At 68.8% G+C, this 11,629-nt stretch carries 10 protein-coding genes and 1 tRNA gene; 8 read left to right on the top strand and 3 right to left on the bottom strand.

Translation table 11 applies throughout. The features are described from left to right. Nucleotides 1-75: 75 nt before the first annotated feature. The gene (locus H577_RS0101225) at nucleotides 76-657 is read right to left on the bottom strand and encodes a type IV toxin-antitoxin system AbiEi family antitoxin domain-containing protein (RefSeq protein WP_036283429.1); all 582 of its coding nucleotides are present in this window, start codon (nucleotides 655-657) and stop codon (nucleotides 76-78) included. Nucleotides 658-1,146: 489 nt separating this feature from the next. Between H577_RS0101225 and H577_RS0101220 the strand changes: the two genes are divergently transcribed. After that, nucleotides 1,147-2,520 carry an aspartate aminotransferase family protein gene (locus H577_RS0101220; RefSeq protein ID WP_211217872.1) on the top strand — a complete coding sequence of 458 codons (1,374 nt, stop codon included), beginning with the start codon at nucleotides 1,147-1,149 and terminating at the stop codon, nucleotides 2,518-2,520. Between the two features lie 37 nt (nucleotides 2,521-2,557). Next, nucleotides 2,558-2,833 carry a hypothetical protein gene (locus H577_RS0101215; RefSeq protein ID WP_029144398.1) on the top strand — a complete coding sequence of 92 codons (276 nt, stop codon included), beginning with the start codon at nucleotides 2,558-2,560 and terminating at the stop codon, nucleotides 2,831-2,833. 65 nt (nucleotides 2,834-2,898) lie between these two features. Here H577_RS0101215 and H577_RS18150 read toward each other — a convergent pair whose 3' ends face one another. Both H577_RS18150 and H577_RS0101205 read right to left on the bottom strand, forming a co-directional pair. Beyond that, entirely contained in the window at nucleotides 2,899-4,971 is a 2,073-nt protein-coding gene (locus H577_RS18150; RefSeq protein WP_051191563.1) for an ArnT family glycosyltransferase, read from the bottom strand. Nucleotides 4,972-5,058: 87 nt separating this feature from the next. After that, nucleotides 5,059-5,697: an MBL fold metallo-hydrolase gene (locus tag H577_RS0101205; RefSeq protein WP_029144397.1), complete on the bottom strand. Its 639-nt coding sequence runs from the start codon at nucleotides 5,695-5,697 to the stop codon at nucleotides 5,059-5,061. A gap of 115 nt (nucleotides 5,698-5,812) precedes the next feature. Between H577_RS0101205 and H577_RS0101200 the strand changes: the two genes are divergently transcribed. The 6 genes from H577_RS0101200 to murA all read left to right on the top strand — a co-directional run bounded on the left by H577_RS0101200 (nucleotide 5,813) and on the right by murA (nucleotide 11,629). Next, nucleotides 5,813-5,888 (top strand) — tRNA-Glu (locus H577_RS0101200). Nucleotides 5,889-6,198: 310 nt separating this feature from the next. After that, on the top strand, nucleotides 6,199-6,852 hold the full coding sequence (locus tag H577_RS14665) for a phosphatase PAP2 family protein (protein ID WP_051191561.1): 654 nt from the start codon (nucleotides 6,199-6,201) through the stop codon (nucleotides 6,850-6,852). Nucleotides 6,853-6,985: 133 nt separating this feature from the next. Next, nucleotides 6,986-7,984 carry a TerC/Alx family metal homeostasis membrane protein gene (locus tag H577_RS0101185; protein WP_029144396.1) on the top strand — a complete coding sequence of 333 codons (999 nt, stop codon included), beginning with the start codon at nucleotides 6,986-6,988 and terminating at the stop codon, nucleotides 7,982-7,984. A 165-nt stretch (nucleotides 7,985-8,149) separates the two neighbouring features. After that, nucleotides 8,150-9,625: a 3-isopropylmalate dehydratase large subunit gene (gene leuC, locus H577_RS0101180; RefSeq protein ID WP_029144395.1), complete on the top strand. Its 1,476-nt coding sequence runs from the start codon at nucleotides 8,150-8,152 to the stop codon at nucleotides 9,623-9,625. Between the two features lie 3 nt (nucleotides 9,626-9,628). Continuing rightward, the gene (leuD, locus tag H577_RS0101175; protein ID WP_029144394.1) at nucleotides 9,629-10,240 is read left to right on the top strand and encodes a 3-isopropylmalate dehydratase small subunit; all 612 of its coding nucleotides are present in this window, start codon (nucleotides 9,629-9,631) and stop codon (nucleotides 10,238-10,240) included. A gap of 24 nt (nucleotides 10,241-10,264) precedes the next feature. Beyond that, nucleotides 10,265-11,629 (top strand): UDP-N-acetylglucosamine 1-carboxyvinyltransferase, encoded by a 1,365-nt coding sequence (gene murA / locus H577_RS0101170; protein ID WP_051191560.1) that lies wholly within the window; start codon nucleotides 10,265-10,267, stop codon nucleotides 11,627-11,629.

Below are 11,629 nucleotides of genomic sequence, written 5' to 3'. Positions count from 1 at the left end.
TCTGTCCGTGTCTGGCGAGCTTTCGAAGGGCAAGGGTCGGCTCGTCCATCGGAGTATCATCCTGCTGCTCCGGGCCTACAGGAGAACCTCCAAGGTTTGCTGGATCACAGCGCGCGCCTTCGGAAAATCCTCGGCCACCGTGAGCAGCGACGTGGGGCTGTTGCCGCGCTGGCGCAACCACTGCTTGAGCGCACCGAGTGCGAGGTCGCCACCCCACGCGTGACGCAGTCGAAATAGATCGATGAGGGTCCGCTCGGGGGAGTAGAGACCGATGGATGATCCGTCCGGCAGCGCATGCTCGGTGCGGCCGATGCTGAACGTGTCGGCGTTGAAGCGGTGCCAGGCGATCGGCGCATAATGCACGGTGACCGGCTGTGTGCCGCGGGGGATGGCGATGTCGCTTCGGGCCGGAATCTCATCGGTCAGCTCGTGCAGCGAGAGCGCTGTCAGCAGACACAGCGTGGCCTCGGGTCTCTTGGTGGCGACCGCGATCCACGCTGCCGTTGTGTCGTCCGTGAGTCCGGATCTGAGGAAGAGGCCAGGGGCGATGCGCTCGAACTCGCCGTTCTCGATCAACCGGTCGAGGCCATGCCGAGTGAGACCCCTTGAGCCCAGATCGTCGTAGCTCAAGAGATCGGGCAGCGTCGCGATATCCATCACCACCTCCGGTCGACAGAATCTGTTACAGATACAGCATACCTGTTATGGTTTCTGCTGAACCGGGCTGGTCCGATCAACCTCGTGGCGCTGGCCGCCGGAGAGGATGACGGTCAGGCGGTCGCCGAGCCCGCCGTCGGCGCCTCGTTGAGGATCCCTGCCAGAGCTTGGCCGAGAAGCAACCAGTCAGGATTCCGTACAGGTTCGGCAGGAGCGCACCCGGACCGTGCGGCGACACGTCGCTCACTCCGACTTCGACGCTGCGATCTTGTCGGCTGCCGGGTCAAGAGCAAGGTCGCCATACAGTTCCACCGCGGTGCCGTCCGACGGGGCGAATTGCCACGGCGGTCCGCTGGCGGCATCCGGGCGCGCTTTGGTATCGTGCAGATGTCCACGGACCGCTCCCGGCGCCAGGCCGACCGGTGAGTGCTTTCCTTCCTGATGGTTGCCGACGCCAGGCCGGTCGGTTCGGTTTCCCAGGAGGAAGCAATGAGTATCGTCATCGACCGCGCCCGCATCGCCGAACTGACCGCCCGCGAGGCCGCCCGGCTCGACGCGCGCACACTGGCATCCCGTGCCATGTACGACCGCGCCCGCGCACACCTGTCCGGCGGCGTGGCCTCGTCGTACCAACTGCGCGACCCGTGGCCCATCTACATCGCCAAGGGCTCCGGCCCCAAGGTGTGGGATGTCGACGGCAACGAGATGTGGGACTTCCACAACGGCTTCGGCTCGATGATCCAGGGACACGCACACCCGGCCATCGGTGCCGCGATCGCCGAGCGCTACCCGCAGGGCACCCACTTCGGCTGCCCGACCGAAGACGACATCGTCGTCGCCGACGAACTGGCGACCCGCTTCGGGCTGCCCAAATGGCGGTACACGAACTCCGGGTCCGAAGCGACGATGGATGCCATCCGCATCGCCCGCGCCTACACCGGGCGTGACACCGTGATGAAGATCTTCGGCTCGTACCACGGCCACCACGACACCGTCATGGTCTCGATCGGCGTGGAATACGACAAGATCGGCGACCGCGAGAACCTCGCCTCGTTGCCCTACGGAGCCGGCATCCCGCAGTCCGTCGTCGACATGACCGTCGCCGTGCCCTTCAACGACGCCGGAGCCATGGAACGTCGCATCGAGCGCCTCGAAGCCGAAGGCCGCAAGCCCGCCTGCGTCATCATGGAAGCCGCCATGATGAACCTCGGGGTCGTGCTGCCCGAGCCCGGCTACCTTCAGGCCGTGCGCGAGATCACCCGCCGCCACGGCATCGTGCTGATCTTCGACGAGGTCAAGACCGGCCTGTGCATCGCCCCCGGCGGCGCCACCGAGAAGTTCGGCGTCACCCCCGACATGGTCACCATGGCCAAGGCGCTCGGCGGCGGCCTGCCCTCGGGCGCCATCGGCGGCACCGAAGAGGTCATGTCGGTCGTCGAAGACGGTTCGGTCTACCAGGTCGGCACCTACAACGGCAACCCGCTGACGATGGCCGCCGCGCGCGCGTCGCTCGAGCAGGTGCTCACCCCCGAGGCCTACGCCCACCTCGACCACCTCAATGACCGCATCGTCACCGGCTGCCAGGCCGTCGTCGACAGGTACGACCTGCCCGGCTACGCCGTCGGCATCGGCTCGAAGGGGTGCGTCACGTTCTCGACCACGAAGGTCGTCGACTACGAGACGTTCAAAGAGAACCAGGACGCCGAACTCGCCGACCTGGCGTGGCTGTTCAACCTCAACCGCGGCATCTTCATGACGCCGGGTCGCGAAGAGGAGTGGACGCTGTCGGTCACCCACACCGACGAGGCCATCGACGCCTACATCGCCGTGTTCGAAGAGCTCGCCGCCGAGCTCACCGCGTGAGATCAGGGTGCGGCCGCGTCGGCGATAGCCTATGAGCATGCTGAGCGGCCGCATCCGTCCCATCGAGACCCGCGAACTGTCGATCGATGCCGAGAGCATCGACGACGCCCGTGCACAGGCCGAGGCGGAGCTGCCCGCGGGGTGGGTGCTCACCGACGCGGCGGCCACGATGGCGAAGGCCTCGACCCGCATCACCCTCAACGTGAAGATGGCCCGACGCGACGGCGTGCGCGACATCGAGGCGGACGACATGCAGTCCCTGTACGCACAGGTGCCCGCCGGCTGGCAGCTGCTCAGCGTCCGCGAGGACTGACCACCAGCGCCTCTCCCACGGTGGGTGGATGCCACGGCCCGGGCGCCGCGGACCGGCCGGGCGCCTCAACCGCCGCACGCGTACAGCCCTGACACCGGCGCATCGGTGTCGTCGACGCAGTTCGCACGCACCCAGCTGAGGATCTGGTCGGAGACACCCGCCCCGCCGCCGAGGCCGGCGCCGCGCCCCGAGGTCAGCACGTAGGGCACATCACCGGCATCCACCATGGCCACGAACGCCTCCAGCGTGGGCACCGGATCGTTGCCGCTGAACCCGCCGATGGGCATCACCGACCCGCCGTCCGAGCCGATGATCAGCGGTGCAGCTGCCTGTGCACCGAACACCGCGACCAGATACCGGGCATCACGGGCGTTCGCGCGCAGATACGAGATCAGCTCGGCATCATCGCCTGACTCGGTGAGCGCCCCGCCGAAGCGTCCGCCCGACCCGGGTGCGGTCTGCGCTGTGCCGTCCGCGCCGCCGTCCGGTGCGCCGCTGCCGGGTCGTGCGCCGCCGGCACCGTCACCCGGTGCGGCACCACCCGATGGTGCCCCGGTCGTCCCGTCGTCACTCGTGGTGCCGCCGCTTACGTCCGGCGCTCCGTCGCCGGGCATCCCGCCGGCCACTGCGCCGCCACCCGGCGCTCCGTCGCCCGGCACCGCGCCATCGAACCCGCCTCCCGGTGCGGCACCGCCACCGAATCTGACACCGCCGAAACCGCCGAACCCGCCGCCGACATCGCTCACGCCGCCCGCGACCGGATTCGTCGCGCTCGGATGTGCGATCGCGGTCGCCGACCACACCGCCGGGGTCAACAGCATCCCGATCACCGCACACGCGACGGCGGGCTGCCGCAGCGGCGTGCGCGACCACGCCCGTGGCACCAGCAGTGCCAGCGCGACCACCGCCACGAACGCCTGGGCGAGAGCGACCGGCACCGAGTAGCCGCCGTACATCAGCGCGATCCCGATCGCCGTCGCCGCCGCCACCGTGACCAGCACCGCCTGCGGCCATCGCCTGCCGGTGCGCCGCGCCCGCCCGAACACCGCACCGATCGCGAGCGCCATCGGGATCGCCAGCGCCGCGGTGTAGAACTGATGCATCCCCGCGACCACGCTGAACATCACCACGAACGTGACCAGCCAGCCGCCCACGAGCACCCACACCGCGGCCCGGAACCGCAGCACCACCATCAGCACGACCGCGACCAGCGCCGCCGGCAGCAGCCACCCGACCTGACCGGCCAGCTGCGTGTTGAACAGACGCAGCACACCCGGCTCACCCGAGAACGGGGGAGTGAACGAGGCGTAGGCCGAGGCATCCGCGGTCGCCTGCCCGAACCGGCCGAGCCCGTTGTACCCGAACACCATCTCCCACGGGTCGTCGTGCAGTGTCGATCCGATGTAGGGGCGGGCGGATGCCGGGATCGCCGCCACGATCGCGACCCACACCACCGACAGTGCCGCGCTGGTCAGGCCCGCGACCGCGACGTGCCAGACCCGGCGCCACACGGGCAGCCGGGTGCACAGGTACGCCGCCGCCAGCGCCGGCCACACCGCCCACGCCTCGAGCATGTACATCTGGAACGCCACTGCCACGAACACCCCGGCGAGCATCAGCCAGCGCAGCTGCGCGCGCCGCACGGCGTGCACGGCAGCCCACGCCGCGAGCGACAGCGCGAGTACGAAGAACGACTCGGGCTGGTTCGAGCGCGACACGGCCACCAGAATCGGGGTGGATGCCACGACCGCACCCGCCACGACACCACCGGTGACCCCGCCCAGGCGGCGGGCGGTCACGGCGGTCACCAGCGTCGCCGCCACCGCGGCGAGTGCGTTCGGCACCACCACGGCGGCTGTCGAGAAGCCGAAGATCCGCACTGCCAGAGCGGGGATCCAGAACGATCCGGGGATCTTGTCCAGCGTCACCGTCCCCGCCGGGTCGAGCACTCCGAAGAAGAACCCCGACAGCGACCGGCTCATCGACAGGGCGACCGCGGCGTAATAGTCCGATCGTGAGCCGTTCGCGGCATCCCACAGCGTCAACGCGCCGGCGAGAACCGCCAGCAGCACCAGCGCGACGATCCAGGCTGCCTGGCCCGGCGGGCGCGCGGTGCGCGTCGAGACGACGTCGTTCATGACATGCGACGGTAGGGGCGCGGCATCAGCGCACGCCCTGCGCCGGCTATGAACGCCGTCAGATGTCGGCGGAGGGGATGAACGCCGTCAGATGTCGGCGGACTCGCCCGGCTCGAGCACGACGAACTCGCCGCCGTGCTGCTCGACCGCCCACTTCAGGCGCTCGCGGCCCATTTCGCGTCCGATCGTCGACAGGGTCATGTCGTGGGTGCCGAATGCCTGGCGCGGTCTGACGGCGAGCACGAAGTCCATCGCCTCACCGATCTTCAGCCACGGGGCTCCGACCGGCGCGGCCAGCAGCGCGACGTCCCGTCCGTGCGGCACGGCATACGAGTCGCCGGGATAGTAGAACGCGCCGTCGACGAGCACACCGACGTTGTCGATGACCGGGATCGACTCGTGGATGACGGCGTGACGCCCGCCGAAGAACTCCAGGGTGAACGGGGCGAGCCGCACGGTGTCACCGGGTGCGACCACGGTGATCTCGAAGCCGGGGGCGGATGCCGCAACCCCGGCCGGGCCGAAGATCGGAATGTCGCCGGCGGCACGGCGGATGCGGGTGAGGTGCTCGGGTGTCCAATGATCGGGATGCTGGTGAGTGATCACGATGGCGACGGCATGGCCGATGTCGGTGATCGGACTCGTATACACGCCGGGGTCGATCACGAGGGCCTTTCCGGCGGTCTCGACGACGAGGGCGGCGTGTTCGTGCTTGGTCACTCGCATGGCGCCAGTCAACCGCGTCGCGCCGGTGTGCAGCAACCCGCGAGGGGGCCCCGCGGCCGGCTCCGCTGATTTTGCACGCACCGGATCGCATGCCATAATTGAACGGTTGTGCGACGGCCCCATCGTATAGCGGCCTAGTACGCCGCCCTCTCACGGCGGTAACGCGGGTTCGAATCCCGCTGGGGTCACCAACAAGAAAACCCCCGGTCATCCGGGGGTTTTCGCATTCCTGCCGCGCGGTGCCGTGCACGCTCTACGCCGCCTTTGGCAACTGATCGGCAACAGTTCTCGTGTCGGGCGCAGCGGCATCCCTTCGGGCAACGTCACCGGATCAGGCGATGTCACCGGATCAGGCGATGTCACCGGATCAGGAGGATATCGCCGGAATTCTCCTGAATCCGCGACATCTCCTGAATCCGTGACACGGATCCGCGCGGCCTCGCCCGCTGCGCGTCGGCCACGCCGCACCGCCCGCACCCGTCCATGTGACAGGCTCGGGTCATGACGACCGCGCGGCCCCGGGTTCTCGCACCCGCGACGATCGGCGTGCTGGTCGTGATCGTGGTGCTGATCGCCGGCCGGGCGATCGCCGCCGACCCGGCGTGGAACGCGACCGAACTGCGCATGATCGCCGCCGCCGGCGGCGGAGGGCCGGTGCTCGATGCGCTCGCCCGCATCATCGACGTCGGCCTCGGTCCCGCCGTGGCGCCGTTGATCGGGCTGCTGGTCGCGGTCTGGGGGATGCTGGTCACCGGCTCGTGGCGCGGTGCCGTGCGCGCCGGCCTGCTGCTCGCGATCCCGTGGGGCGTCGTCGAGGTGATGAAGGTGCTCGTGCGCCGTCCCCGGCCCGACGCGGCCGATCTGCCGTCGCAGCTCGTCCCGCTGCCGGCGTCGTTCAGCTTTCCGAGCGGACACACCGCCTTCGCGGCCGCACTGTGCTGCGCCGTGGTGCTCGTCCTCGCCGGGCACCGCGGCCGCGTGAGCGCCCTGGTCGTCGGTGTCGCCTTCGTGCTGTTGGTCGCCTGGTCGCGCGTGCACCTGGGGGTGCACCATCCCACCGACGTCGTGGCGTCCCTGCTCGTCGTGCCGGCGGTGGCGATCCCGCTCGACGCGGCGTTGCGCCGTTCCCCGTTGCGGCCACGACCCGACCGCTAGACTGTCCGGGCGAGAGGGAGTATCCCACCCACTGCGCGTTCGTCATCACGGGATCCGTCGACGGATCCCCGGGCGCGCTCCGCGACACGCGGGGGAGAGACTTTCGGCATCCGTCGACCCTCGAAAGGCCCCCATGGGATTCGTGATCCCCGCATGGTTCGAGATCACCGCACTCATCGTGCTGGTGCTGATCCTCGCCGCCGACCTGCTGTTGATCCTCAAGCGTCCGCACATCCCCTCGATGAAAGAGGCGAGCCTGTGGGTGGCGTTCTACGTCGGCCTCGCGCTCGTGTTCGCGCTGCTGCTGTTGTGGGCGACCGGCAGCGGGGATGCCGCGGGCGAATTCGTCGCCGGATGGCTCACCGAATACAGCCTGTCGGTCGACAACCTGTTCGTGTTCGTGCTGCTGATGGCGCAGTTCGCGGTACCCCGCCGCTACCAGCAGGAAGTGCTGATGGTCGGCATCATCATCGCCCTCGTGCTGCGCGGAATCTTCATCCTGCTCGGCGCCGCGCTCATCGAGAACTTCAGCTGGATCTTCTACCTGTTCGGTCTGTTCCTGGTGTACACCGCCTGGCGGCAGGCGTTCCCCGGAAAACAGGAAGACGATGCGCAGACCGAGACCGGCGTGGTGCGGTTCCTGCGTCGGTTCGTCGACATCAGCGACCACTACGACGGCTCCAAGCTGCGCACCGTCGTCGAGGGCAAGAAGGTGTTCACGCCGATGCTGTTGGTGTTCATCGCCATCGGCATCACCGACCTGATCTTCGCGATCGACTCGATCCCGGCGATCTTCGGCATCACCCACAGCCCGTTCATCGTGTTCACCGCGAACCTGTTCGCGCTGATGGGGCTGCGCCAGCTCTACTTCCTGCTCGGCGGGCTGCTCGACCGGCTGCGATACCTGCACTACGGCATCGCGTTCATCCTCGCGTTCATCGGAGTCAAGCTGTTCGCGCACGCCCTGCACGTGAACGAACTGCCGTTCCTGAACGGCGGCGAACCGGTCGAATGGGCCCCCGAGATCTCCACCGTGGCATCCCTGGTCGTCATCGTCGTCGCCATGGGCGTCGCCACCGTCGCCAGTCTTCTCGCGTCGCGACGAGAGAAGAAGAAGGATGCCGCGGCCTGACCGGCCACGTCACATGGGGCGGCACGCCCAGAAGGCGGTGGTAGCCTGTGCGGGTGCGGATCGTCCGGCTCCTCCTTAGCAGCCGCGGCGGGCTCTGATCTCAGCCCAGGCTCGTCGCGGAGTTCGTCGTGGGCTTCACCCGCTTCTTCAGGAGAACGAACACCCATGAGCACACCCGCATCGGCGATCCCCGATCATCCCCGCACCCTGGCCGAGAAGGTCTGGGACGACCATGTCGTCGTCAAAGGTGAGGGCGGAGGGCCCGACCTCATCTACATCGACCTGCACCTGGTGCACGAGGTCACCAGCCCCCAGGCGTTCGACGGACTGCGCGCCGAAGGCCGGCCGGTGCGGCGGACCGATCTGACCATCGCCACCGAAGACCACAACACGCCCACGATCGACATCGACAAGCCGATCGCCGATCTGACCAGCCGCACCCAGATCGAGACGCTGCGCCGCAACTGCGCCGAGTTCGGCGTGCGCCTGCACTCGCTCGGTGACAAAGAACAGGGCATCGTGCACGTGGTCGGTCCGCAGCTGGGTCTGACCATGCCCGGCATCACGGTGGTCTGCGGCGACAGTCACACCTCGACGCACGGTGCCTTCGGCGCCATGGCGTTCGGCATCGGCACCAGCGAGGTCGAGCATGTGCTGGCCACGCAGACGCTGCCGCTCAAGCCCTTCAAGACCATGGCCATCACCGTCGAGGGCGAGTTGCGTCCCGGTGTCACCGCGAAAGACATCATCCTCTCCGTGATCGCCAAGATCGGCACCAACGGCGGTCAGGGCTACGTGCTCGAATACCGCGGCAGCGCCATCCGGTCCCTGTCGATGGAGGGCCGCATGACGATCTGCAACATGTCGATCGAAGCCGGCGCCCGCGCGGGCATGGTCGCCCCCGACGAGACCACGTTCGCGTACCTGAAGGGGCGACCGCACGCGCCGACCGGGCAGGACTGGGACGACGCCGTCGCCTACTGGCGCACCCTGCCCTCGGACGAAGGCGCGGTCTACGACGCCGAGGTGTTCATCGATGCGAACGAGCTGGAGCCGTTCGTGACCTGGGGCACCAACCCGGGCCAGGGCGTCTCGCTGAGCGACGTCGTGCCCGCGCCCGAGCAGTTCGACGACCCCAACGATCGCGCTGCGGCGCAGCGTGCGCTGGAGTACATGGACCTGCAGCCGGGCACGCCGATGAAGCAGATCCCGGTCGACGCCGTGTTCATGGGCTCGTGCACCAACAGCCGCATCGAAGACCTGCGTCAGTTCGCCTCGATCGTGCGCGGGCGCACCAAGGCCGACGGGGTGCGCGTCATGGTCGTGCCCGGGTCGGCACGGGTGCGGCTTCAGGCCGAGGCCGAAGGGCTGGACAAGGTCTTCGAACAGTTCGGCGCGGAATGGCGGTTCGCCGGATGCTCGATGTGTCTGGGCATGAACCCCGACCAGCTCGCGCCGGGGGAGCGATGCGCCTCGACCAGCAACCGCAATTTCGAGGGCCGCCAGGGCAAGGGTGGGCGTACGCACCTGGTCTCGCCGCTGGTGGCGGCCGCCACCGCCGTGCGCGGCACGCTGTCGAGCCCGGCAGACCTGGAACCGGTGGCCTCGGCCGCTGTGGCACACGAGGCGAAGGGGGTCTGAGCCATGGAGAAGTTCACCACGCACACGGGTGTCGCCGCCCCGCTGCGCCGCTCGGCCGTCGACACCGACCAGATCATCCCCGCCGTCTACCTCAAGCGGGTGACCAAGACCGGCTTTGAGGATGCCTTGTTCGCGAACTGGCGGCAAGACCCCGACTTCGTGCTGAACCAGGAGCCCTACCGCCGCGCATCCGTGCTCGTCGCCGGCCCCGACTTCGGCACCGGGTCCAGTCGCGAACACGCGGTCTGGGCGCTGCGCGACTACGGCTTCCGGGCCGTGCTCAGCCCGAAGTTCGCCGACATCTTCCGTGGCAACGCCGGCAAGCAGGGGCTGGTCACCGGCGTGGTCTCCGAAGCCGACGTGGAGCGGCTGTGGGCGGCGATCGACGCACAGCCCGGCATGTCGGTGACCGTCGACCTGCAGGCGTGCACCGCCACGCTCGGCGACATCCAGGTGCCCTTCGCGATCGACGATTACACTAGGTGGCGGCTCCTGGAGGGCCTCGACGACATCGGGCTCACCCTCCGCAACGACGAGCAGATCGCCGCCTACGAGGCGCGACGCGCAAGGTGGAGGCCCCGCACCATCCCGGTGCCGCAGCCGACCGCCGACTGAGACCGACATTGTGAGGCACATCGCATGACACTCCTGAACGGCACCACGCACCCCGGCGGTCGCACAGGAGGGTCAGGCGAAGTCCTCGCCATCCGCGGCGGCCGTCCGCTGCGCGGACGTGTGGATGTCAAGGGCGCCAAGAACCTGGTCACCAAGGCCATGGTCGCCGCGCTCCTGGGCGAGAGCCCGAGCATCCTGCACGACGTGCCCGACATCAGCGACGTGGCCGTGGTGCGGTCGCTGCTCGAGGTGCACGGTGTGCGGGTCACCGACGGCGAGCATGAAGGCAGCTTCGTGCTCGATCCCGCGGATGTGGCCTCGGCGCACATGGAGGAGATCGACGCGCACGCCGGGGCCAGCCGCATCCCGATCCTGTTCTGCGGGCCGCTGCTGCACCAGCTCGGCCAGGCGTTCATCCCCGACCTCGGCGGCTGCCGTATCGGCGACCGGCCGATCGATTTCCACCTCGACGCGCTGCGCAAGTTCGGCGCCGCCGTCGAAAAGCTGCCGACCGGCATCCGCCTCTCGGCGCCGAACGGACTGCACGGGGCGAGCATCCATCTGCCCTACCCGAGTGTCGGCGCGACCGAGCAGGTGCTGTTGACCGCGGTGCGCGCGGCCGGTGTCACCGAGCTGCGCAACGCCGCGATCGAGCCCGAGATCATGGACCTGATCGCCGTGCTGCAGAAGATGGGCGCCATCATCTCGTACGAGCCGAACCGGGTCATCCTCATCGAGGGCGTCGACCGGCTCGACGGCTACGAGCACCGGGCGATCTTCGACCGCAACGAGGCCGCCAGCTGGGCGAGCGCGGCATTGGCCACCGACGGCGAGATCTTCGTCGGCGGGGCCCGTCAGCCCGAGATGCTCACGTTCCTGAACGTGCTGCGCAAGGTCGGCGGCGATTTCCAGATCCGCGAAGACGGCATCCTGTTCCGGCGCGGCGGCGACATGCGCCCGGTCACCGTCGAGACCGACGTGCACCCCGGGTTCATGACCGACTGGCAGCAGCCGCTCATCGTGGCCCTCACGCAGGCGCACGGCGAATCGATCGTGCACGAGACGGTCTATGAGAACCGCTTCGGCTTCACCGACGCACTCGTGAAGATGGGCGCCGACATCGTCGTGCACCCGCACGGGCTGCAGGACGGCCCGCGCCGTGTGCCGCGCCGCAACCTCGAACAGGCCGCCGTCATCAACGGTCCGACGCCGCTGACCGGCGCCGACATCACCGTGCCCGACCTGCGCGGCGGCTACAGCCACGTCATCGCCGCATTGACGGCGGCAGGGGAGTCGACGGTGCGCAACGTCGGCATCATCAGCCGCGGCTACGAGAAGTTCTTCGACAAGCTCGCCGCCCTCGGCGCCGACTTCGACGTCCTGGACTGA

The organism is Microbacterium luticocti DSM 19459, from assembly GCF_000422405.1.
GTDB classification, from domain to species: Bacteria; Actinomycetota; Actinomycetes; order Actinomycetales; family Microbacteriaceae; genus Microbacterium; species Microbacterium luticocti.
Note: the sequence above shows the minus strand (reverse complement) of the source record. Positions and strands in the feature narration are given on the sequence as shown.

Excerpts from the sequence above, each read along its gene's own strand:
- H577_RS0101225 (WP_036283429.1), bottom strand. The coding sequence starts at position 657 with ATGGATATCGCGACGCTGCCCGATCTCTTGAGCTACGACGATCTGGGC.
- H577_RS0101220 (WP_211217872.1), top strand. The coding sequence starts at position 1,147 with ATGAGTATCGTCATCGACCGCGCCCGCATCGCCGAACTGACCGCCCGC.
- H577_RS0101215 (WP_029144398.1), top strand. The coding sequence starts at position 2,558 with ATGCTGAGCGGCCGCATCCGTCCCATCGAGACCCGCGAACTGTCGATC.
- H577_RS18150 (WP_051191563.1), bottom strand. The coding sequence starts at position 4,971 with ATGAACGACGTCGTCTCGACGCGCACCGCGCGCCCGCCGGGCCAGGCA.
- H577_RS0101205 (WP_029144397.1), bottom strand. The coding sequence starts at position 5,697 with ATGCGAGTGACCAAGCACGAACACGCCGCCCTCGTCGTCGAGACCGCC.
- H577_RS14665 (WP_051191561.1), top strand. The coding sequence starts at position 6,199 with ATGACGACCGCGCGGCCCCGGGTTCTCGCACCCGCGACGATCGGCGTG.
- H577_RS0101185 (WP_029144396.1), top strand. The coding sequence starts at position 6,986 with ATGGGATTCGTGATCCCCGCATGGTTCGAGATCACCGCACTCATCGTG.
- leuC (WP_029144395.1), top strand. The coding sequence starts at position 8,150 with ATGAGCACACCCGCATCGGCGATCCCCGATCATCCCCGCACCCTGGCC.
- leuD (WP_029144394.1), top strand. The coding sequence starts at position 9,629 with ATGGAGAAGTTCACCACGCACACGGGTGTCGCCGCCCCGCTGCGCCGC.
- murA (WP_051191560.1), top strand. The coding sequence starts at position 10,265 with ATGACACTCCTGAACGGCACCACGCACCCCGGCGGTCGCACAGGAGGG.